Origin of the sequence: Agrobacterium pusense (assembly GCF_013285525.1) — a bacterium.
Lineage (GTDB): Bacteria > Pseudomonadota > Alphaproteobacteria > Rhizobiales > Rhizobiaceae > Agrobacterium > Agrobacterium pusense.
Window position 1 is genome coordinate 1,290,898 of the sequence record NZ_CP053857.1, and the last position, 21,973, is coordinate 1,312,870.

Annotated in this window: 24 protein-coding genes and 1 tRNA gene; 11 read left to right on the forward strand and 14 right to left on the reverse strand. The window is 60.5% G+C overall.

What is annotated here, in order from left to right; genetic code table 11:
• Positions 1-21: 21 nt before the first annotated feature.
• Together HQN82_RS19530 and HQN82_RS19535 are read right to left on the reverse strand one after the other, a co-directional pair.
• Positions 22-792, reverse strand: a complete 771-nt coding sequence (locus tag HQN82_RS19530; protein ID WP_173615655.1) for a class II glutamine amidotransferase — start codon at positions 790-792, stop codon at positions 22-24.
• Positions 793-1,506: an aspartate/glutamate racemase family protein gene (locus HQN82_RS19535; RefSeq protein ID WP_006698095.1), complete on the reverse strand. Its 714-nt coding sequence runs from the start codon at positions 1,504-1,506 to the stop codon at positions 793-795.
• A 167-nt stretch (positions 1,507-1,673) separates the two neighbouring features.
• On the opposite strand from HQN82_RS19535, the gene HQN82_RS19540 reads away from it, so the two are divergent.
• On the forward strand, positions 1,674-2,135 hold the full coding sequence (locus tag HQN82_RS19540) for an Lrp/AsnC family transcriptional regulator (RefSeq protein ID WP_003508584.1): 462 nt from the start codon (positions 1,674-1,676) through the stop codon (positions 2,133-2,135).
• A 17-nt stretch (positions 2,136-2,152) separates the two neighbouring features.
• Here the strand turns inward: HQN82_RS19540 and HQN82_RS19545 are convergent, their stop codons facing one another.
• From HQN82_RS19545 to HQN82_RS19555, 3 genes are all read right to left on the reverse strand, one after another.
• The gene (locus HQN82_RS19545; RefSeq protein ID WP_173615656.1) at positions 2,153-3,136 is read right to left on the reverse strand and encodes an aldose 1-epimerase; all 984 of its coding nucleotides are present in this window, start codon (positions 3,134-3,136) and stop codon (positions 2,153-2,155) included.
• Positions 3,137-3,285: 149 nt separating this feature from the next.
• A complete protein-coding gene (locus tag HQN82_RS19550; protein WP_173616017.1) occupies positions 3,286-4,179 on the reverse strand; it encodes an NAD(P)-dependent oxidoreductase in 894 nt (297 codons plus the stop codon).
• A gap of 85 nt (positions 4,180-4,264) precedes the next feature.
• On the reverse strand, positions 4,265-5,020 hold the full coding sequence (locus HQN82_RS19555; RefSeq protein ID WP_107340561.1) for an SDR family oxidoreductase: 756 nt from the start codon (positions 5,018-5,020) through the stop codon (positions 4,265-4,267).
• A gap of 214 nt (positions 5,021-5,234) precedes the next feature.
• Between HQN82_RS19555 and HQN82_RS19560 the strand changes: the two genes are divergently transcribed.
• The 7 genes from HQN82_RS19560 (at position 5,235) to cydX (ending at position 13,660) form a co-directional block, all read left to right on the forward strand.
• Positions 5,235-6,266 carry an L-idonate 5-dehydrogenase gene (locus tag HQN82_RS19560; protein ID WP_022563448.1) on the forward strand — a complete coding sequence of 344 codons (1,032 nt, stop codon included), beginning with the start codon at positions 5,235-5,237 and terminating at the stop codon, positions 6,264-6,266.
• Positions 6,267-6,643: 377 nt separating this feature from the next.
• On the forward strand, positions 6,644-7,222 hold the full coding sequence (locus HQN82_RS19565; protein WP_004437788.1) for a GbsR/MarR family transcriptional regulator: 579 nt from the start codon (positions 6,644-6,646) through the stop codon (positions 7,220-7,222).
• 13 nt (positions 7,223-7,235) lie between these two features.
• Positions 7,236-9,023: a thiol reductant ABC exporter subunit CydD gene (cydD, locus tag HQN82_RS19570; RefSeq protein WP_420913939.1), complete on the forward strand. Its 1,788-nt coding sequence runs from the start codon at positions 7,236-7,238 to the stop codon at positions 9,021-9,023.
• On the forward strand, positions 9,020-10,705 hold the full coding sequence (locus tag HQN82_RS19575; protein ID WP_173615657.1) for an amino acid ABC transporter ATP-binding/permease protein: 1,686 nt from the start codon (positions 9,020-9,022) through the stop codon (positions 10,703-10,705). Before cydD ends, HQN82_RS19575 begins: the two co-directional genes overlap by 4 nt.
• 68 nt (positions 10,706-10,773) lie before the next feature.
• A complete protein-coding gene (locus tag HQN82_RS19580) occupies positions 10,774-12,351 on the forward strand; it encodes a cytochrome ubiquinol oxidase subunit I (RefSeq protein ID WP_006698090.1) in 1,578 nt (525 codons plus the stop codon).
• 6 nt (positions 12,352-12,357) lie between these two features.
• Positions 12,358-13,515, forward strand: coding sequence for a cytochrome d ubiquinol oxidase subunit II (cydB, locus tag HQN82_RS19585; protein WP_004437800.1), 1,158 nt, complete (start codon positions 12,358-12,360; stop codon positions 13,513-13,515).
• 22 nt (positions 13,516-13,537) lie between these two features.
• Positions 13,538-13,660, forward strand: a complete 123-nt coding sequence (gene cydX, locus HQN82_RS19590; protein ID WP_006698088.1) for a cytochrome bd-I oxidase subunit CydX — start codon at positions 13,538-13,540, stop codon at positions 13,658-13,660.
• A gap of 84 nt (positions 13,661-13,744) precedes the next feature.
• Here the strand turns inward: cydX and HQN82_RS19595 are convergent, their stop codons facing one another.
• The 7 genes from HQN82_RS19595 to HQN82_RS19625 form a co-directional block, all read right to left on the reverse strand.
• Positions 13,745-13,933, reverse strand: a complete 189-nt coding sequence (locus HQN82_RS19595; RefSeq protein ID WP_004437805.1) for a hypothetical protein — start codon at positions 13,931-13,933, stop codon at positions 13,745-13,747.
• 20 nt (positions 13,934-13,953) lie between these two features.
• A complete protein-coding gene (locus HQN82_RS19600; protein ID WP_004437809.1) occupies positions 13,954-14,379 on the reverse strand; it encodes a DUF3597 domain-containing protein in 426 nt (141 codons plus the stop codon).
• Between the two features lie 12 nt (positions 14,380-14,391).
• Complete coding sequence (locus HQN82_RS19605; protein WP_004437812.1) at positions 14,392-14,643, reverse strand: GlsB/YeaQ/YmgE family stress response membrane protein; 252 nt, start codon at positions 14,641-14,643, stop codon at positions 14,392-14,394.
• 135 nt (positions 14,644-14,778) lie between these two features.
• Positions 14,779-15,636, reverse strand: coding sequence for a carboxylating nicotinate-nucleotide diphosphorylase (gene nadC, locus HQN82_RS19610; protein ID WP_173615658.1), 858 nt, complete (start codon positions 15,634-15,636; stop codon positions 14,779-14,781).
• A 1-nt stretch (position 15,637) separates the two neighbouring features.
• A complete protein-coding gene (locus tag HQN82_RS19615) occupies positions 15,638-17,203 on the reverse strand; it encodes an L-aspartate oxidase (RefSeq protein WP_173615659.1) in 1,566 nt (521 codons plus the stop codon).
• Positions 17,200-18,171 (reverse strand): quinolinate synthase NadA, encoded by a 972-nt coding sequence (gene nadA, locus HQN82_RS19620; protein WP_173615660.1) that lies wholly within the window; start codon positions 18,169-18,171, stop codon positions 17,200-17,202. Before nadA ends, HQN82_RS19615 begins: the two co-directional genes overlap by 4 nt.
• Positions 18,172-18,240: 69 nt before the next feature.
• A complete protein-coding gene (locus HQN82_RS19625) occupies positions 18,241-19,143 on the reverse strand; it encodes an NUDIX hydrolase (protein WP_173616019.1) in 903 nt (300 codons plus the stop codon).
• Positions 19,144-19,350: 207 nt separating this feature from the next.
• On the opposite strand from HQN82_RS19625, the gene HQN82_RS19630 reads away from it, so the two are divergent.
• Together HQN82_RS19630 and HQN82_RS19635 are read left to right on the forward strand one after the other, a co-directional pair.
• Positions 19,351-19,725, forward strand: coding sequence for a PAS domain-containing protein (locus HQN82_RS19630; protein WP_006698082.1), 375 nt, complete (start codon positions 19,351-19,353; stop codon positions 19,723-19,725).
• 75 nt (positions 19,726-19,800) lie between these two features.
• Positions 19,801-20,301, forward strand: a complete 501-nt coding sequence (locus tag HQN82_RS19635; protein ID WP_173615661.1) for a thermonuclease family protein — start codon at positions 19,801-19,803, stop codon at positions 20,299-20,301.
• 75 nt (positions 20,302-20,376) lie between these two features.
• On the opposite strand, the gene HQN82_RS19640 is transcribed toward HQN82_RS19635, so the two are convergent.
• Positions 20,377-20,452 (reverse strand) — tRNA-Ala (locus HQN82_RS19640).
• Between the two features lie 152 nt (positions 20,453-20,604).
• Positions 20,605-20,991 carry a TIGR02300 family protein gene (locus tag HQN82_RS19645; protein ID WP_004437826.1) on the reverse strand — a complete coding sequence of 129 codons (387 nt, stop codon included), beginning with the start codon at positions 20,989-20,991 and terminating at the stop codon, positions 20,605-20,607.
• 226 nt (positions 20,992-21,217) lie between these two features.
• Between HQN82_RS19645 and cmk the strand changes: the two genes are divergently transcribed.
• Complete coding sequence (gene cmk, locus HQN82_RS19650) at positions 21,218-21,850, forward strand: (d)CMP kinase (RefSeq protein ID WP_173615662.1); 633 nt, start codon at positions 21,218-21,220, stop codon at positions 21,848-21,850.
• Positions 21,851-21,973 lie beyond the last annotated feature (123 nt).

The following is a 21,973-nucleotide window of genomic DNA, read 5'->3' on the forward strand; positions in this document are numbered from 1 at the left end:
ATGCGGCCAGCAAAGCCGGGATTACGGAAGGAAAAAAGCCTGTGTCGTCATTTTTCCGGCGCGGATCGTCACGCTGGTATTTGGTGGAACGGCGCACCAGGGAGCACAATCGAAGGAAAAGGGTTCCGAACTCAACGCAATGCCTTCGTCCAGACCGCGCCAGTAAAGTGTCGGCGGCTTGTCATCGCTTGACCAGCGGAAGGCGTGAACGCAATCACCATCCATCAGAACGGCGCTGAATCTCAATGCGGAAGAGACACTTGCCGCCATCATCTTTTCCTGGCAAAGCCGCAGCGCGGTAGAGATGGCATTGACCGGGTCCACCTGAAGGCCATGGCCGGCGGCAATCAAGAAGATCGCTTCGCTATCGCCCGTGCCGCGTCGGGATGCATAGATGTCATCGGGGATAAGGGAATCGATATCGCGCCTGATCTGCTCATAGCCACCGATCTGGCCGTTATGCATGAAAAGGTATTTCCCATGCGCAAAGGGGTGGCAATTGGCGCGCGAGACTTCGCCCGACGTGGCGGATCGCACATGCGCCATGAACATGCCCGACCGAAGCTGGTGGCAAAGTGCCGCGAGGTTGGCGTCTGACCAGGCCGGCCGCGTGTCGCGAAAGACGCCGGGCGTTCCGCGTTCGCCATACCAGCCAAGGCCGCAACCATCACCATTGACGACGGTCTTGGCTTCCCTTGCTGCCATGGACTGGCTGACCAGCGAGGCTTCCGGCTCGATCAGCAGGCTGTCGAGCCAGACCGGTTTACCGGAATAGGCAAAGAGGCGGCACATTCATGCGGCTCTGTCGAAAGCCTTGTCTCCGAGCGCAAAGCCGACGGCGGCCTTCGCGTGAATGGCGGTCGAATCGTAACCCGGCAGCGGCAGGGCGTCGGGATCGATCAGCAGGGAAATTTCGGTGCAACCGAGAATGACGGAATCAACGCCGAGTGCGCGGGCCTTCTCGATGACCGCAAGATAGCGGTCACGCGAGCAGGACTTGATCTCGCCCTGGCACAATTCACCGAAGATGATGTCGTGGATCGCGGCCCTGTCTTCGGCATCCGGCACGACCACGTCGACGCCGTGGCGGCGCATCCGGTCGGTGTAGAAACCGTGTTCCATCGTGTAGCGGGTGGCGAGCAGCAGCGGCTTGCGGCGTCCATCCGTTTTCAGGGCGGCTGCGGTCTCGTCGATGATGTCAATCAGCGCCACGCCGGACATTTTCGCAACGGTGTCGGCAACGAGATGCATGGTATTGGTGCAGATCAGTACACAATCGGCGCCGGCATTGGCAAGGCGCGCGCCTGCTGCGCCCAGCAGCGCGCCGGCCTCATCCCAGCGGTCTGCCTTCTGAAGGGCGACGACCTCGGAAAAATCGAGCGAATGCATGACGATATCGGCCGAGACCAGACCGCCGCGGCTGTCGCGAACCGCCTCGTTGATCATGCGGTAATAGGTTGCGGTGGATTCCCAGCTCATGCCGCCGATCAGGCCGATCCGTTTCATAAGAGTTCCCTTTTCAACTTTGATTGAAAGTAAGAATGCCATCGTCGCAACGAAAACGGCATGCGTTTTTGCGCAGTTTTCGCGGCCTGGATGCAAACTCGGCGCGCTTTCTGTCCCGATGTCGCAAATTTCTTGCGCGCTTGCGTTAACCTGTGCATTGTTCACTGATGATTGATGACCGCGACCGCCGAATTCTTGCGATTCTCCAGGAAAATGCCGAAACCCCGCTCGCCGATATCGCAGAGGAAGTTTCCCTGTCGCTATCGGCCTGTTCGCGCCGCATCACGCGGCTACGAACGGAAGGTTATGTGACAGGCACCATGGCGCTGCTCGACCGGCGGAAGATCAATCTTCCGACCACGGTTTTCCTGCTGGTAAGAACGGGCCTTCATGCGGAGGATTGGCTGGACCGGTTCCATGCCGCAGTCAGCACCATCCCTGAAATCGTCGAGGTTCACCGGCTCACCGGCAATTTCGATTATATTCTGAAGCTCGTCCTGCCGAATGTCGAATATTACGACACGGTCTACAAACAGATTCTGCGCCGCGTGCAGCTTTACGACATGTCCGCCTATATCTCCATGGAGACGGTGAAACTGTCGTCTTCGCTGCCGACGACGCATATCTGAGGGCTATCGAACCTTGATCAGCGTGCTGCCTTGAAACGGACGCCAAAGCGGAAGCTTCGCGTCTCGCCCGGTTGCAGCGTAATTGCATCCGCGAGTTCCGCCTGGTTGAAGGCGTTGGTCGGCGTTTCCACGGGTTCGAGCGCGATGGAGCGCCGCCTGTCGCGTGCGAGCGTATCCCCGGTAAAGACATGCATGTGCCCACGCTCCTGCCAGACCGTCAGGCTTGAACCGTCATGCGGGTTTTCGAGCCTCGTCTCGTAAAGCCCGTTTGCGGAAGCAATCAGATCGGTGAAACAGGCATCGACCACATGCCCGGCCAGCGGGGTATGGAGAAAAAGGGTGTCGTTCCGTTTGACTAACCCGCCCTGTGGGTTTCGCAGGGGGATGAGATACTCGTTTGTTTCAATTACTGTTCGCGAAGGCAGAGTGAGGAGAAGGTCGTCGATAGACCTGGTGCCGGGCAGGCGGAAATAGGGATGCCAGCCGGCCGCGAAGGGCAGGGGCCGGTCGTCGCGGTTGATGCCGCGTATATCTATGGTAACGTCATGGCCGACGAAGCGATATTCCACTTCGATGGCGAGACGGTAAGGGTAACCGCTGAAATCCGCAGGCGATATTTCGGCACGGAAGATGAGAGTATGAGTGCCGTTTTCCTCCGATGACTGGGCGAGGACGAAGGGCAGGGCTCTGGCAAATCCGTGGAAGACGAGGGCTTCATGGGCAAGCACCGGCTCAATGCGGTGCGTCTGCCCGGCAAAACTAAACCGACCATCCAGGATGCGGTTGGAGAAGGGCGCGAGAATGCCGTTCCTCACGCCATTTTGGGACTGCATTTCGGCGGGCGTCGAATATCCGTCGACGAGATTTTCGCCTCCGCTGCCATCGGCAGAGACCGGCCGCCAGCTCAGAAGCGTCGCCCCTTGATAAGCGATTTCGGCAATGAAACCGGTTCCGGAAACGGTCAGACTGGCAATTCCCGTGCCTGTCGCGGAGGTGGTCATCGGGAAATTGTCCTTTGCATACATGCGTCTGCTGTCATCGGGGCCAATGCCGTGCCGATTCGCCTGATCATCTTCCCTGAAAGACAATTTCGCAATGGCTCGCAGGGACTGTATCAACAGGCTCCGGCCATCCCCTGTCTGCCGGTCAATCAGTCCGGAAAGCTTCGCTTTGCGCCGCTGAAAAACTCCATAAGCGCTGCCTGGTCCTCTCCACCGAGCCCTGCTGCCGTGAGCATCCGGTGCACCTCGGCGCAAACAGCCGTCAGCGGCATGGCCGTGTTGGTGCGTCGGGCGAGATCCTGCGCGCCGTTCAGGTCCTTCACCATATTGTCGATCCGGCCGGTGCGGCGGTAATCCCTTGCCACGTAACGCGGCATGTACTCCTGCAGGATGGCGCTGTCGGCGCGGCCACCCTTCAGTGCCTGCGGAATTTTTGCGGCATCGACGCCGGCGTCCAGCGCCAGTTGCGTCGCTTCCGCTACAGCAAGGAAGTTCAGACCGCACAGAACCTGGTTGATGAGTTTCGTGGTCTGCCCTGTGCCGCAGGGTCCCATATGGGTGTAATTGCTGGCCACATGTCGCAGCACGCGATGCGCATCGGCCACATCCTTTTCGCTGCCCCCCGCCATAAGCGTCAGTTGGCCGACAAGCGCCTTGGGCGCGCCGCCCGAAAGCGGGCTGTCCACCCAGCGCAGGCCCTTTTCGGCGGCATCGGCTGCCAGTTCCTTTGTGGCTTCCGGATCGATGGAAGACATGTCGATGATGAGCGTGCCGGGCTTGGCCTCCGCCGCGACGCCATCCTTGCCGAAGACGGCAATGCGAACGATTTTCGGCGAATTGAGGCTGAGAATGACCACATCGGAAATCGACGCTGCTTCCGCCGCTGTGCTCGCGCTCTGCGCGCCGAGGCTCGTCAGTGCCGCCACCTTTTCCGCATCCAGATCGAAAACCGTCAGCTGATTGCCGGTCTCTATGAGCCGTGTCCCGATCGCCCCGCCCATGGCGCCTGCGCCGATCAGTGCAACTTTGTTCTTCTCGGTCATGGTGGTCACGGCCTCCTCCCAAAGCGTCGTGGTGTCGTCGTTCAAGCCCGGATGGCGGTGCAGCCGGCCATCGGGGCCCGATGTGTCAAAGCGAGGCGGTAATGCCGCCGTCGACGTAGAGAATGTGGCCGTTCACGAAGGATGATGCATCGGACGACAGGAAAATGCAGGCGCCGACGAGCTCTTCGACCTTGCCCCAGCGACCGGCCGGCGTGCGCTTTTCAAGCCATGCCGAAAAGGTCTCGTCCGCAACAAGGGCGGCGTTGAGCGGGGTGTCGAAATAACCGGGCGCAATGGCGTTACACTGCAGTCCATATTTGGCCCAGTCCGTCGCCATGCCTTTTGTCAGGTTGCCAACGGCACCCTTGGTGGCGGTGTAGGGCGCGATGCCGGGGCGGGCAAGGGCGGTCTGCACGCTGGCAATGTTGATGATCTTGCCACGGCCGCGGCCGATCATGTGACGCGCGGCAGCCTGCCCGGCGTGAAACACCGAGGCGACGTTGGTTTGCAGCAGGCGCTCGAAGGCATCCGCCGGAAAATCCTCCAGCGGCGTTCGGTGTTGCATACCGGCATTGTTGACGAGGATATCGATGGGGCCGACCTCCGCTTCGAAACGGTCGATCGCCTCGCGCACCGCGCCGTGATCGGTAGCATCGAAGGCAAGCGTTCTGGCACCCTTGATGCCCGCTGCCGCCGCCTTCAGCTTCACCTCATCGCGCCCGTTCAGTACCACTTCCGCCCCTGCTTCCGCCAGCCCTTGAGCCAGCGCCAACCCGATGCCCTGGGACGAACCCGTGATCAGGGCGCGGCGGCCGGAAAGATCGAACAAATTAAGGCCCACTGTTTCCTCCAGTCTCTCGACATTGCGTTCTTGAAAGTATATGTTACCGATAACATTCATCCGTTTGAGGGCGGATGTCAAGGCTGATGCGCCCGCTTTCGGTACGTATCGGGCGGGTGGCGAACTGACAAGGTGCGTCGAGGCGCATCTTGCGGCAGCAATGGGATGAAGAATTTTATGCGCCATAATGGCGCGCGCTTGAACGGGAGTTGTCATGAAAGCGATTGTCGCCCACGGGGCAAAGGATGTGCGCATCGAAGACCGGCCGGAGGAAAAGCCGGGACCGGGTGAGGTGCGGCTCCGTCTGGCCAGGGGCGGAATCTGCGGCAGTGATCTGCACTATTACAATCATGGCGGTTTCGGCGCCGTGCGGTTGCGTGAACCGATGGTGCTGGGCCATGAGGTCTCCGCCGTCATTGAGGAACTGGGCGAAGGCGTCGATGGGCTGAAGATCGGCGGTTTGGTTGCGGTTTCGCCATCCCGCCCGTGCCGAACCTGCCGCTTCTGCCAGGAAGGCCTGCACAACCAGTGCCTGAACATGCGGTTTTATGGCAGCGCCATGCCTTTCCCGCATATTCAGGGCGCCTTCCGCGAGGTCCTGGTGGCCGATGCCCTGCAATGCGTGCCGGCCGATGGCCTGAGCGCCGGTGAGGCCGCCATGGCGGAACCGCTGGCGGTAACGCTGCACGCCACCCGCCGCGCCGGTGATATGCTGGGAAAACGTGTGCTGGTCACGGGCTGCGGCCCGATCGGTATCCTCTCCATTCTGGCCGCGCGCCGCGCCGGTGCAGCTGAGATCGTCGCCACCGATCTTTCCGATTTCACGCTTGGCAAGGCGCGTGAGGCGGGTGCGGATCGCGTCATCAATAGCAAGGACGAGCCCGACGCGCTTGCCGCCTACGGTGCGAACAAGGGAACCTTCGATATTCTCTATGAATGCTCAGGCGCCGCCGTGGCGCTTGCCGGCGGCATCGCGGCGCTTCGCCCGCGCGGCATCATCGTCCAGCTTGGCCTTGGCGGCGATATGAGCTTGCCGATGATGGCGATCACCGCCAAGGAACTCGATCTGCGCGGTTCCTTCCGCTTCCATGAGGAATTCGCAACCGGCGTTGAATTGATGCAAAAGGGCCTGATCGATGTCAAACCTTTCATCACCCAGACCGTTGATCTCGCCGATGCCATCTCGGCCTTCGAATTCGCTTCCGACCGCAGCCGCGCCATGAAGGTTCAGATCGCTTTTTCGTAAGCAAGGTTTCTACGCGCGAATACGCCGACGTTTCGATTGGCGGCGGGTCATCCCGCCGCCCATTTCTTTGGGCTGATTCTTGGTCGTGGCGACTCGCGTAGATGTTATCGATATCATCGACTGCTTTGGGGACGTCATTCCGGCTCAAGACCGGAATGACGGAGGGAAAGTGACGGACGCCAGCAAACGCTCCAGCCTGTCATACCCCTCAACACGACTGCCGCATATTTTGCCCGGACTGCACCCACGACCGTCCATACAAGCATCGTCTCTGCCCATTTGCACATTTTGACGCAGGTCAAAAAGGTGATTTGCCGCCAGTCGTTTTTTGCGTTATCGAAATTTCAGAAATTACTGAAAATTCAGAAAGAAGAGAAATGTCTTCCAATCTCTCCCCGCTCGTTCAGTCCTTCGTGCTGCATTTCGGTGAGATGGGCAGCCGCTGGGGCATCAACCGCACTGTCGGCCAAGTCTATGCTCTGCTTTACATATCGCCACAGCCGCTCTGCGCGGACGATATTGTGGAGGCGCTCGGCATTTCGCGGTCCAACGTGTCGATGAGCCTCAAGGAACTGCAAGCCTGGAACCTGGCAATCCTCAAGCACTTCCCCGGAGACAGGCGTGATTTTTTTACGACGCCTGAGGATGTCTGGCACATCCTGCGAACGCTTGCTGAGGAGCGCAAGAAACGCGAAATCGATCCGACCCTCAGCGTGCTTCGGGAAATCCTGATGGAAACGCCGGAAAACGAAGATGAGCGTCATGCGCAGAGGCGTATCGATGAGATGAAGACGCTGATCGAGCAGCTGACGGGTTGGTATGACGATGTGAAAAGGCTGGAGACGGAACGGCTGGCTTCTCTTCTGGCGCTCGGCTCCAAAGTCACCAAGCTTCTGGAGGCCAAGGACAAGATCGTTTCCCTTGGTCGGCCCCGCGTCGCGAAAAAGGACGGCTGAGGCGATCATGACCATGTCAGCCCAGACCCCTCCCTTGGCCGACAGCCGCGATGACGGCTGTTCCGCGCCGGTTGCACTGTCGCTCGGTACGCGGCGGGTCTTTTCCATTCCTGGCCGCAAGCCCCGCGCCGATAAAGCGCCCACCCCGCAAAAAATGCACGCACCGGCGGCGGCAAGATCGGCTTCCCTGCTGCATGTTCTCGTTTCGCTGTTCTGGTTGCCACAGGCGGGTCTGCTTGCCTTTTCCGTCGGAAAAATTGCTGATGGTGCGCCAATGATGGCGCTCATGCCGCCGGCTGCCGCCATTTTTCTTCTCGGTATCCTCAAGGCCCTTCTGGAAAAAACCGCAGCGCGCATGTCGTTCCGTATGGCGCGGGCGGCTCTTTCGCAGCGGCGGCTGGAAGCGCTCCACGCCCTCGCCAGGGTCTCCCCGCTCGACCTCTCGCGAACGGCTTCCGGTGAGGTGGCAGCTGTCGTCGTCGAAACGTCGGAAGCACTGGTGCCCTATCTTTCCCGTTTTCAGCCGGCAAGGATGAAGGCAACGATCGTTCCCGTGGCATATGCCCTCGTCATCCTTCCTTTCAGCTGGATCGCGGCGCTGGTGCTTTTGCTTGCCATGCCGACCATTCCGCTGTTCATGGCTTTGATTGGCTGGCAGGCCAAGGCCGCCAGTGAAAAGCAGCTTGTTGAGGCCGGCAATATGAACGCTTTCCTGCTCGACCGGCTGCGCGGGTTGGAAACGATTCGCGCGCTGGAAGCGGTCGATCTAACGGCCACACGCCTGAGCGCCGATGCGCAAAATCTCAAGAAGAGAACGATGGCGGTGCTCAGGATCGCCTTTCTCTCATCGGCAGTGCTTGAGCTTTTCGCGGCGCTCGGCGTCGCCATGACGGCCGTTTACATCGGTTTCCATCTGCTCGGCTTTCTCGATTTCGGCGCGTGGGGTCAGAAACTGACGCTTGCCGAAGGTCTTTTCATCTTGCTTCTCGCGCCGGCATTTTTCGAGCCTCTGCGGGAATTGTCCGCCGTCTGGCACGACCGGGCGGCCGGCGAGGCTGCGCTCGGCGCGCTCGACAATCTGGCGAAGGGTGGGTCGGCTATTGCAGGCACGGGCAAGGACGCGCCGGACGTGACAGTTGCGACGCCGGCAACCGTGGATATGCATGACCTGACCTTCGCCTATCCCGGTGCATCGCCCGTGCTTCGAAATTTCGATTTCAATGTCCGGGCGGGTGAAACAGTGGCACTTCTCGGACCCTCCGGTTGCGGCAAATCCACGGTGCTCTCCCTTATTGCCGGGCTCGCCAAGGCACAGGGCGGCACGATAAAAATCGGCGGCACCGTACTCGACGATGAGACGGCGGACATACTGCGCAAATCCATCGGCTGGATTGGCCAGAAGCCGTTTTTCACAGCCGGCTCGCTTGAGGCGAACATTCGCTTCGGCCGGGCCGGCGTCACGCGGAGCATGGTTGACATGGCGCTTGAAAGCACCGGCCTCGATCAATTGTCGTCTTCCCGCGGGCATCTGCCGGTGGGAGATGGCGGCCATGGCATTTCCGGCGGTGAAGCGGTGCGGCTCGCCATTGCCCGTGCCTTCGCCGACCCCGCCGCACGGCTCATTCTGGCCGATGAGCCGACAGCGCATCTCGACCGCGAGACGGCCGAACTCGTTACGGAAAACCTGCTGCAACTGGCAAAGGGAAGGACGTTGATCGTCGCGACCCATGATCCGGTGCTGGCCGCGCGCATGGACAGGGTCGTGGATATGGCGGCGGTGAGATCGGGAGATCCCTCATGATGTCGCGCTTCGCCATATTGAAACCCGTTATCGCCCTCTTCTGGTCGGCACGGAGCGGCATGTTGCTGGCCGGTGCGGTTCTGGCGGCGACCACAGTGCTGGCAGGCATCGGTCTGCTTGGCATATCCGGCTGGTTTATCACGGCCACCGCCATTGCCGGCCTGCTTCCGGCGACAGCTTATGCTTTCGACGTTTTTGCACCTTCAGCCGCCATTCGCCTTCTTGCGCTGGCCCGCACCGCCGCGCGGTATGGTGAGCGCATGACGACCCACGAGGCCACGCTTTCCATCCTCGCGGCACTTCGGGAAAAGCTGTTTCGCGGTTTTGCCGCGCCGCAGGCGGCGAAAAATCTCCAGGCAAGGCCGGCGCGCCTTTTGAACCGGCTGACAGCGGATATCGATGCGCTGGATTCACTCTACCTGCGTGTGCTGCTTCCCGCGGCCGTCGCGGCCCTTGCGGCGATCGCAACGGGCATCGGGCTTGCTTTCATTGATCCGCTTGCCGGTCTTCTGGCTGCATTGTTTCTTGTCGCTTCCGGCCTCGGTATTGCGGTGCGCGCAGCTTTGCGGGCGGAGAAATTCTCGCGCCGCAGGGCGGTCGGTCTGGAGGCGCTACGCGCTCGCGCGGCGGATCTTGTCGGCGGGCAGGCGGAACTGCTCGTGGCCGGCCGGCTTGCCTCGCAGGTCGAGGCGGTGAAACGGGCCGATGATTATCTGCTCGATTGCGATGAAGCTTTGAACCGCATTGAGACGAATGCCGGGTTTTCCTTCGGCGTTGCAACGGCGGTACTTTTGAGCGCGATGCTTCTCGGCGTGGCCTGGCTGGCGGAGCAGGAAAAGCTCGGTGCGCCCGCCGCGGCGCTTGGCCTGCTGGTCTGTCTAGCGGCGCTGGAGCCGTTCACGGCGCTGCGCCGTGGTGCGATGGAACTGGGACGAACGCTTTTTTCCGCACGCCGCATTGCACCACGGCTCGCGCCTGCAGCTGCGTTGCACTGTCCGCCCCTGCCGGCTGGCGGCATTGCGGCCAAGCTTCAGGGCGTGCGCCTCGAACGTGAAGGCAACGTAGTGCTGACGGGTATCGAGCTTGAGATCTGCGCCGGAGAAAGGCTTGCGATCGTCGGTCCAAGCGGCGCGGGCAAGACAAGCCTCATCCAGCTGCTGGCGGGCGAATTGCAGCCGTCGGCAGGCACGGTCAGCGCGCTGCAGTCCAGCCCTATGACACAGAGAAGCCAGCTCTTCCGCGACAGCATCGCCGACAATCTAAGGCTGGCAAATCCTGCCGCGACCGAGAGCCAGTTGTGGGAGGTCCTCACGGCGGCGGGCCTCGCCGAACATGTCAAGGCCATGCCGGGCCGACTGGAGGCGAGGCTTGGCGAAGCGGGACAGGGGCTTTCCGGCGGCCAGTCGCGCCGGCTTGCGCTGGCCCGCTTCCTGCTCACCGACAAGCCCCTCTGGCTTCTCGACGAGGTGACGGAAGGGCTGGACGGCGAGACCGCCCGCGACGTGCTTGCCCGCCTGTTTGCCTCGGCAGAGGGCAGGACCGTCGTGGTCATCACCCATAATCGCCGCGAGGCGGAATTCGCAGACCGCATCGTCGTGCTGAAAGAGGGGTGTCAATTTGATGAATGTCAAAGCGGCACTCCGGAATACGGCGTAGTGCTGAACACATTGCGCCCGGACTGAGATTTTTTTGAGAGCCGGCGTCGTCTTACAAATGGAAGGCCGGCCTTCCGGAAAAGGTGGATAAGACCATGGAACTCGACATAGTGGCGCTGTCGCGCCTGCAATTTGCGGTGACGGCTCTCTATCACTTTCTGTTCGTTCCCCTGACGATCGGACTGTCGGTGGTGATCGCCATCATGGAAACGGTCTATGTCATGACCGGCCGCACAATCTGGCGGCAGATGACGAAATTCTGGGGCACCCTGTTCGGTATCAATTTCGTGCTGGGCGTCTCCACGGGCATCGTCATGGAATTCCAGTTCGGTATGAACTGGAGTTACTACAGCCATTATGTCGGCGATATCTTCGGTGCGCCGTTGGCGATCGAGGGCATGATGGCCTTCTTCCTGGAAGCCACCTTCGTCGGTCTGTTCTTTTTCGGCTGGGATAAACTGTCGAAGCTCGGCCATCTCGTCGCGACATGGTGTGTGGCGCTCGGCTCCAATTTCTCAGCGCTTTGGATATTGATCGCCAATGGCTGGATGCAGAACCCCACGGGCTCCGCCTTCAATCCCCAGACCATGCGCATGGAAGTAACTGACTTCTTTGAAGTCCTGTTCAACCCGGTGGCGCAGGCGAAGTTCGTTCACACGGTTTCCGCCGGTTATGTCACGGCATCCATCTTCGTGCTCGGCGTTTCCGCCTGGTATGTGCTGAAAGGCCGCCATGTCGATCTTGCCAAACGCTCGATGACGGTTGCTGCCTCATTCGGCCTGGCGTCCGCGCTGTCCGTCGTCGTGCTGGGTGATGAAAGCGGTTATCTTTCGACCGAACACCAGAAGATGAAGCTCGCCTCCATCGAAGCCATGTGGGAGACGGAGCCTGCGCCGGCCCCGTTCACCGCCATCGGCTTTCCGGACCAGGAATCGCGCGAGACACATTTTGCCGTGAAGATCCCGTGGGTCATGGGCCTCATCGGCACACGCTCGCTCGATACGGAAATTCCTGGCATCAACGATCTCGTGGAGCAGGCCAAAACCCGCATCCGCGACGGCATCAAGGCCTATGATGCCCTGATGCAGATTCGCGCCACCGGCAAGGGCGCCGAATTGCCGGAAGAGGTGCGCGGCACCTTCGCGGAACTCGGCCATGAACTCGGTTACGCCCTGCTGCTGAAACGCTACGTGGACGATCCTCGTCAGGCGAGCGAAGAGCAGATCGCCAAGGCGGCGGCGGATACCATCCCGCATGTGCCGACGCTCTTCTGGTCGTTCCGCATCATGGTTGGTCTCGGCATGTTCTTCATCCTTCTGACCGCGACCTTCTTCTATCTTTCGGCCCGCCGCCGGCTGGATCATTACCCGTTGCTGCTGAAGGTGGCGGTATTCGCCATTCCGCTGCCCTGGATCGCGGCGGAAATGGGCTGGGTCGTGGCCGAGTTCGGCCGCCAGCCATGGATCATCGAGGGCGTGTTGCCGACCGCAGCCGCGGTCTCCAGTCTCAGCGCGTCCACGGTCCTCATCACGCTCCTGTGCTTCATCGCCATCTACACGGTGCTGTTCATCGTCGAGATGGGCCTGATGTTGAAAGCGATCCGCAAGGGCCCCGATCCGGACCATCAGCCGGAAGCGCCGCTCGTTCCTGAAAAACTCGTCGCTGCGGAGTAAACGATCATGATATTGCACCAACTCATCGACTACGAAATCCTCCGCATCATCTGGTGGCTGCTGCTTGGCGTGGTGCTGATCGGTTTTGCCGTGACCGGCGGTTTCGATCTCGGCACCGGCGCGCTGTTGCCCTTCGTGGCGAAAACGGATGTGGAGCGGCGTGTCGTCATCAATTCCATCGGCCCGGTCTGGGAGGGTAATCAGGTCTGGCTCATCCTTGGTGGCGGAGCGATCTTCGCGGCCTGGCCGCCGCTTTATGCGGTGTCATTCTCGGGGTTCTATCTGGCGATGTTCGCCACCCTGTTTGCACTGATCCTGCGGCCGGTCGGTTTCAAATATCGGTCCAAGCGCGAGAGCACCGCATGGCGCACCGGCTGGGACTGGGCGCTCTTCATCGGCGGCTTCGTTCCTTCGCTTATCTTCGGCGTAGCGATCGGCAACGTACTGCAGGGTGTTCCCTTTCACCTCAATGACGATCTCAGGATTTTCTATGACGGGACGACGCTGTTTGAACTTCTGAACCCCTACGCCATTCTCTGCGGGCTTGTATCCGTCGCCATGCTGGTCATGCATGGCGCCGCATGGCTGGTACTGAAAACGGATGGTCCGGTGGCGGCCCGCGCCCGCAGTTTCGGCTCCGTCGCCGCACTTGCCACCACCGTTCTCTTCGCGCTTGGCGGCGTTCTTCTGTGGCTTGGTATCGATGGTTATCGCTTCACCTCGGAAGTCGTGACCGATGGACCGTCCAATCCCTTGTCAAAGACGGTGGAGATTGCAACCGGGGTCTGGTTTTCCAATTATGCAGCGCATCCATGGATGATGCTGGCGCCGGCCCTCGGCCTTGTTTTTCCGCTCGTCGCATTGCTGTTGTTGACGCTGCGCCGGGAGGTGATGGCGCTGCTTGCCAGTTCGCTCGCAATCTTCGGCATCATCTCGACAGTGGGCCTCACGATGTTTCCTTTTATCCTTCCGTCTTCGGTCGATCCGAAATCGAGCCTGACGGTGTGGGACGCGTCTTCCAGCCATATGACGCTGTTCATCATGCTGGTCGTCGCCCTCATCTTCATCCCGATCATCGTCGCTTACACCTCGTGGGTCTATCGGGTGCTGTGGGGCAAGGTGGATGAAAAGGCGATCCGCGATGACAGCGGTCATGCTTATTGATCAAGAAAGAAGGAGATCGAACATGTGGTACTTCGCCTGGCTGCTCGGCCTGCCTCTCGCCGCCATCTTCGCCGTCATGAATGCGATGTGGTATGAGTTGATGGAAGAAAACGCGAAAAAGGCCGAAGCCAAGCTGGATAGATAGCGGCTTGATGTGCGCGACACGAAAGGGGCGGCATCCAAACCGGATGCCGCCCTTTTTTAATGCCGGTGCCTGCTAGGCGCTGCTTCAGTGGATAGCAATACCGCGCTTGTCCGCTTCTTCCTTGATAATGTCTTCGACGATGGTTCGCTTCAGACCCGGATCTCCCAAAAGGTAATCGTCGGCGATTTCGAAGATCGACTTCGGGTTCTCCGTTCCCTGCAGGGTGTCGAGATCGCGACCGATCTGCTCCCTCAAGCTGGAATAGTCGTCCATGGCGGCCTCCGTTTATCGGTTCAGTCCAGAAGTTCGGCCGGAACCTTGCCGCCGTTTTCGGAAAGTTTCTTGATGACGGCCTTGTGCAGCCAGATGTTCATGGTGGCCGAATCCGAGGTATCGCCGGTGTAACCGAGTTCGCTGGCGAGTTCCTTTCGGGCGGTCAGGCTGCTGTCGAGGTCGAGGGCCTTCAGAAGGTCGACGATGGAGTGCTTCCAGTCCAGCTTCTGGCCGTTTTTCTTGACCGCCGCATCCAGGATGGACGCTACATCGACGTTGCCGGTAGAAGCCGGTGCCGCCGTTGTCGGTGCAGGTGACGCCGGTGCGGCAGGGGCTGCTGCAGTTGTGCTGGCAGTGCCCGTCGGCGTGCCGGCCGGAGCCGAAGTCTGTGGGGCGGCTTCTGCCTTGCCGAAAATCGCGTTCTTGATCTTGTCGAAAAAGCTCATTCTGTCCTCCCCTTAGCGGCGAAATGCACGTCCGACGGCAATAAGAATGCAGGCGCCGATGAAACCGGCAATGAGATAACCAATCCAGCCGCCGAGCGAAACGCCCACCAATCCCAGAAGGAAATTGGCGACGATGGCACCGACGATGCCAAGGATAATGTTCATGAAAACACCCATATTGCTTTTCATGAACTGTTCGGCGAGCCAACCAGCTACGCCGCCAATGATGATTGCTGCAATCCAGCCAACTTGTGCGTCTTCCATAACAGGCCTTTCCTTTCTAAGAGAGGTCAAAAGGCATATGGACCCGCTTTGTGCGCACGTCCCCCCGCCTTGAATCGACCCCAGGCGGGATAATAACGATGGCGCGGAAAATTTGTTCCGTGCAGCGTGCAGGCTTCAATTTTTGCTCTCGAAATCCAGTCCGATATCCAGAACCGGCGCGCTGTGGGTCAGCCAGCCGATGGAGACGAGGTCGACGCCCGTGGCGGCGATGGCTGCAGCCGTCTGTGGAGTGATGCGCCCGGACGCTTCGGTAATGGCACGACCGGCGACGATTTTCACCGCTTCGCGCAGCTGTTCAGGCGTCATATTGTCGAGAAGAACCGCATCGACACCTTCATCCATCGCCTCGCGCAACTGTGAAAGCGTGTCCACCTCGACTTCTATCTTGACGAGATGGCCGACACCCTTTTTTGCACGGCGGATAGCGTCACGCACGCTGCCCGCCACGGCGATGTGGTTGTCCTTGATGAGAACAGCGTCATAGAGTGCAAAACGGTGGTTCATGCCGCCGCCGGCGCGCACGGCGTATTTTTCCAGTGCCCGGAGGCCTGGTGTGGTCTTGCGGGTGCAGGCGACCGAGGCATTGGTCCCTGCGATGGCCGCGACGATCTTAGCCGTGACGGAGGCGATGCCCGACAGGTGGCCGAGGAAATTCAAAGCCGTGCGCTCTGCCGTCAAAAGCCCGCGGGAAGGCCCCCTGATCGTTGCGACGGTGTCGCCCGGTGCGACGGAAGCTCCATCCTGCACGTTCCGCTCTATCGTGATGGCCGGGTCCACGAGCTGGAAGGCCAGTTCCGCAGCATCAAGCCCGGCGACGACACCCTCTTCGCGTGCCGCCACGACGACGACCGACCGGTGATCGGCGGGAATGACGGCGGTAGAAGTGACGTCGCCAGCAAGGCCCAGGTCTTCCAGAAGGGCGTTACGGACCAGCGGTTCGATGATGAGGCGGGGCAGGGGGGCAAGGGTCATGTCAGGCGGTCCGTGCGAAGCTGGAAGAGGAGGGGCTGGTCGAGGAAAGGGCATGGGCAAGGTCAATCACCTCTGCCATGCTCAGGCGACGCCTCGTCGCCGTCGCATCCTTCCCAGGAAAATCATCGCGGAAATGCGCTCCGCGCGATTCCGTCCGCAAGGCGGCAAAAACGGCGATCGCCAGACCCACGAGGGCGGGATCGGATGCCGGGTCCTTTCCCTCCACGAGCGGCAGTAAATCCCGGATCGCCTCGGTTAGACCCGTCGCATGTCTGACGATACCGAGATGTCGGGATATGATGGCGCGGACGGTGGCGGGATCGGCGGCAGGATGGTCCACCGTGCGGGTTGCAGAAGCGGTGGTACTCGGCCGTGCGAACGAGGGCTGGGTGGCGATATCCTGTGCCGCACGCATTCCCATTGCGGCAGCTTCCAGCAGGGAATTGCTGGCCAGCCGGTTGGCGCCGTGAAGCCCCGTGCAGGCGGCCTCGCCGGCGACCCACAGGCCCGGCACCGAACTTCGGCCTCTGCCGTCCGTGGCAATGCCGCCCATATGATAGTGCACGGCAGGGCGGACGGGGACCAGTTCACGGGCCGGATCTATTCCAGCCTCCCGGCAGAGCAGGTCGATTGCAGGAAACCGGGCGGAAAAGCCGGAGCCAAGGGCCTTGCGGGCGTCAAGAAACACCCTGCCGCCGCGCAGGATTTCACGATCTATCGCGCGTGCGACGACGTCGCGGGAGGCGAGTTCCGCGCCGGGAACAGGGGCCATGAACCTTTCACCGCTTTCGTTGAGGAGAAGTGCGCCTTCGCCCCGCACCGCCTCGCTGACCAGCGCCAGCGGCCGCCGCGCTGAAGAAAGCGCCGTCGGATGGAACTGTACGAATTCCATGTCGGCAAGGATTGCGCCGGCGCGGGCGGCCAGCATGATGCCCTGTCCGAAATTGCCGGAAGGATTGGTCGTGGCCTCGTAGAGGCCGCCGAGGCCGCCGGTGGCGAGAACCACCCGCGTTGCCGGCAGAACGAAGCCGCCTTTCGGTCCGGCGCAGGCGAGGCCAGCGATCGCGCCGTCCTGTGTCAGCAGCCGGCGCACTTCGGTGCCTTCAAGAACCGTGATCGACGGTGTGCGCAGAACGGCGGCGGCGAGAGCCCTGACGATGGCCGCGCCCGAACCGTCGCCCTCGGCGTGCAGGATGCGCCTTCGGCTGTGGGCGGCCTCCAGCCCGAAGATGGGCCTGCCATCGGCGTCCCGGTCGAAGCGCACCCCGGCCTGCTCCAGCGCCTCGATGACAGCAGGGGCGGCGGAAACGATATCGGCGGCCATTTCCGCATCGCAGAGACCGTCTCCAGCGGCGAGCGTATCGGCAAGATGCAGCGCGACGCTGTCATCGGGACCGAGGCTTGCGGCAATGCCGCCCTGTGCCCAGGCGCTGGACGTTTCGCCGCCAAGCGCACCACGTGTCAGAAGCAGCACGGGCTGCGGCGCAAGTGTCAGCGCCGCCATCAGGCCGGCAATGCCGCTGCCGACGATGGCCGTCCAGTCCTGCTGCGGCAAGCGCTCGCTCATACTTCCAGCATCCTTTCCACCGCGCGACGGGCGGCGGCGGCGATGGCCTGATCGACAGTCACTTCGTGGCGGTTTTCCTCAAGGGCTGTGCGAATATTGCCGAGCGTGATGCGTTTCATGTGCGGGCAGAGATTGCACGGGCGGATAAATTCGACGTCCGGGTGATGCACGGCGACATTGTCGCTCATCGAGCACTCCGTCAGAAGCACCACGCGGGCGGGGCGCTCACGACCGACATAGTCGGACATGACGGCGGTAGAGCCGGAAAAATCCGCGGCCTCGACAACCTCAGGCGGACATTCGGGATGCGCCAGTACGATCACGCCGGGATGGCTTTCCCGCAGCTCCCTGATGTCATCGGCGGTGAAAAGCTCGTGCACTTCGCAATGGCCGCGCCAGGCGATCAGTTCGACATTGGTTTCCATGGCCACGTTCTTCGCCAGATATTCATCCGGCAGCATCAAGACGCGCGGCACGCCGAGCGATTCCACCACCTGGCGGGCATTACCCGACGTGCAGCAGATATCGGACGCCGCCTTCACTGCGGCGGACGTGTTCACATAGGTCACAACAGGCACGCCGGGATAGGCCTTTCGCAGGAGGGCGATATCCTCCGGCGTGATGGAATCGGCAAGCGAACAGCCGGCAGCCATATCCGGAATGAGCACGGTCTTTTCCGGATTGAGCAGCTTCGCCGTCTCGGCCATGAAATGCACGCCGGCGAGAACGATGACATCCGCCTCCACCTCCATCGCCTTGCGGGCAAGGGCAAGGCTGTCGCCGACGATATCGGCGACACCGTGGAATATTTCAGGTGTCTGGTAATTATGGGCGAGGATGACGGCATTACGCTTGCGCTTCAACTCAAGGATCGCCTCCACATCGTCCTGGAAAGCCATCCATTCGGCCTTGGGAATGACGCGGGCGACGCGGTCGTAAAGGCTTGCGGCGGAAATCTGCTCGTTCACGATGCTCTCCCATTTATGCTCGTTTTGAGTATATCTAGAACGAAGAGATATTCTCATTATGAGCATATGTCAATTGCGGGAGAGCGGCAGTTTCGTTCCGGAAAGGGCGCGTTCATCGAGGACGGTCTGGCGGAAGCGGAAAAGCTTTGCCGGTCGTCCGCCGGTTTCCGTAGCCATGTCGCCGGTTTCTTCCACCAGTTGCTGCTGTTCGATCAGCCGGCGAAAATTCTGCTTGTGCAGCGTCAGCCCAGCCAACGCCTCGACGGCACGCTGCAATTGCAGCAGCGTGAAGGTATCGGCCATCAGTTCGAATACCACCGGCCGGTATTTGATTTTGGCCCTCAACCGGGCAATTCCGGTGGCGAGGATGCGGCGGTGATCGGCGAACATCGGCCTTCCGAAATTGATCCGGGGTTCGGCCTGCGCTTCCTCAACCAGCCCCGCCTCATACAGCAGCTCATAGCGCTGAAGGGTGAGTTCCTCGTTCCAGCCGCCGCCGTCGAGGCCGAAGGTAAAATCGGCCCGCAAGTGGCGCTGGTTTTTACAAGATGGGTCGGAATCCGCCCATGCCCGCAGCTTCTCGATGATGCTGGCGAGAACCGCGGGGCGTCCTTGGCGATGGTCTTCCCACGGGAAATAATCGTACCACCCGTGCCAGAAAGGACGTTTGCCGTCCGTGGCCTCCTGTTCGCGGACAAGTCCCAGATAGCCGATGGAGATGGTTCTGCCGCCCGGAATATCGTTGTTTCGGTCGCGATCGGCGAAGGTGTAGAGCTGCTCGAGATAACCGACGGGATGATGCGTCTGCTCGTGAATCCATTCCCGCAAGCCGCTTTGAAGCGTCCTGTGACCGAATTCGAAGGGTCCCGAAGGAAGCGCCGCCCCCGCCCGAACGGTCATCACGCGCGGTTCATCTCCAGTAATGGCGGTGACGACGGCAATGAGTTCGGCATGGGCAAGCCCGATGGTCACGGCGGCTCCTGTGATCTGTGGCGGCAAGGTCAACCTTCTTTGGCACAGGAAGATCGCTTCGCCAACATGTCGGCCGAAATGGCCTGGCGATAAGCGACCGGCCAAAAAAGATACTATATCAGACAAAAGAATGAATTCTTGTGGTTAGCCGTTCATCGTCCATTATGGTAGAGACCCGCCACAAGCATCTCAGACTGTTGAAGGCCGATGTTGAAGAACATATCTCTCGAAGAGACACTTGTGGGTTACTACACCTGGAATATCGGGCAAAATCTGGTTTATCTGGATGCCGTGGCCGCGCGCCTGCGGGAGGTTCGTCCGGAAAAGGCCGCCCGCGGTATCCCGGTAGAGGATTTCATTGCGCAAATCGAAAGCGGCTCCCGGGCGCGTGTGGCTGAAGCGGTCTATAATTCGCTGACGAACGGCGTGTTTTACGATCAGGAATATCGTATCCAGCTCACCTCTGGTGGTTTTCGCTGGCTGCGGACAACAGGACGGGTGATCCTCGACAGCGATCGGCTTCCGATTATGGCCATGGGCACGGTCAGGGATATCAGCGCAGGCAAGCTTCTATTGATGTGATGGGCGGCCGTGGCCTCTCGCAAGGGGACGTCAGGCCGATTTTATTTTGTTCATTGTTTTTGATGTTTCGGTGACATGGTCCGGCAGGTCGCAATTTTGCTGTTTCAGATCGCCCTGGTCATAGGCGTCGCCATAGCCGGCATGCGTATTGCCTCGCTCGTCAATGGCGAGACTGCCTCCGCCCCGGCAGGACTTGCGGCCAACACCGAACAGCTGTGGACCACCTCGCCCGTACGGGTTGACCCCATCCGGCAGGAATACGAGCGCGTTCCGACCCCGCCGGATCCCTTCCCGCTGAAGATGCATGCCGACCAGCGCCTTCGCGTTATCTCCAGCAGCCGCTTCACCTTCAAAAACGAGGAGTTCCGCCTCGCAGGCGTGGAGGAGGTGGAGAGAAACCGTGTCTGCACCACCCCGGACGGCCGCCGTTATGCCTGCGGCCTCAATGCCTTCAAAGCGCTGGAGAACCTTTTGCGCGGCAGATATATCGAATGTCGCGTGGTGGGGGAGAGCGGCGCGCTCCGTTCTCTGGAATGCCGTATCAACGGACAGGATGTGCGGGCGTTATTACGATAGATGGCCGCGTGAGGTGGGACTGAAGGTCGCAAGATCCAGATTTTGCTGAAGTGATGAATTTTGTCTTGGGAAATTTGGTGGAGCTAAGCGGGATCGAACCGCTGACCTCTTGCATGCCATGCAAGCGCTCTCCCAGCTGAGCTATAGCCCCATAAGGGTTCCGGCATTTCTTCCGGTTCCGGGAACCGAAGCGGTAGTTGTTCCGTTCGGTGGCGGCTTACTACTGCGGCTTTCCGACGAGTGCAAGCATAAAAAACGGCCCGGCGTCATTTTTTTGTCGTCGGGCCGAATTGTCGAATAAAATCAAGCTTCTTCGTCGTCGCCCGATACGCCGATGATACCGGACATGTCGTCGTCGTCATCTTCGTCGTCGGTTTCCAGGAAGGTGTCGTCGTCGTCGTCGATTTCGACGTCATCGTCGTCGCCGAGATCAGGGATATCGTCGCCGCTGTTGTCGCCGTCGGCATCTTCCAGCGACACGAGTTCGACTTCCGTGTTTTCGGTATCGACTTCCGCTACATCCTCTTCTTCAGCCTGCTCGAGCTTTGCCTGAGCTGTGCTTTCCTCGAAGAAGGAGAGCGGCCAGGACTTGCCGGTGTAAGGAGAAACGACCGGATCGCGGTTCAGATCGTAGAACTTCTTGCCGGTATCGGGGTCTGTGCGCTTGGTACCAAGTTCCGCTTTTGCCACTGTCTAAGCCTCAAATTGTCGAATGAGTTTCGGGGTGTACGCCGTAAAACCGGCATAGACGGTAAAATTTATAGCCGGTCCCCTTAATCGTTGCGCTCTTTCGTGTCAAAGACAAACTTCGGGTGCCTCCTGCCTTGGCGCAACCCCTGTGCGGGAATGCTGATATAAATCTTAAGGCGTGTCGCACTCTATTATATGAATAACAGATGCACAGGCGGAAAGCTTAATGACCTTCACGATCGCCATAGACGGGCCGGCTGCGGCGGGCAAGGGAACCCTGTCGCGAAAGATCGCGGAAGCCTACGGTTTTCATCATCTCGATACCGGGCTGACCTACAGGGCGACAGCGAAGGCGCTTCTGGACGCGGGCCTGCCGCTGGATGACGAGGCCGTGGCGGAGAAGGTCGCCCTGGAGGTCGATCTTGCGGGGCTCGACCGCTCCGTCCTGTCCCGGCACGATATTGGCGAAGCCGCGTCGAGGATTGCGGTGATGACACCGGTGAGGCGCGCGCTCGTGATGGCGCAGCAGCGTTTTGCCTTGAGGGAGCCGGGTACGGTTCTCGATGGCCGCGATATCGGCACGGTAGTATGCCCGGATGCGCCAGTGAAGCTATATGTCACCGCCTCTGCCGACGTGCGGGCGCGCCGGCGCTACGATGAGATTCTGGCCAATGGCGGCACCGCGGTCTATGATGCCATTTTCGCCGAGGTGAAAAAACGCGACGAGCGCGACATGGGCCGCGCCGACAGCCCGTTGAAACCCGCTGAAGACGCGCACTTGCTAGATACGTCGGAAATGAGTATAGAGGCGGCGTTTCAGGCCGCGCGCACTATCATCGACGCCGCTCTGAAGAGATAGGTTTTTCGCGGAACGGCTTCCTGTCGTCTGCGTTTAGTCAGGAATTGCCCGAAGACATGTCCTTGCGCCGGAAAGCCTTTTGAAAAGGCGGGCATGGGGTCGGGTATCAACAACACTAGCCCA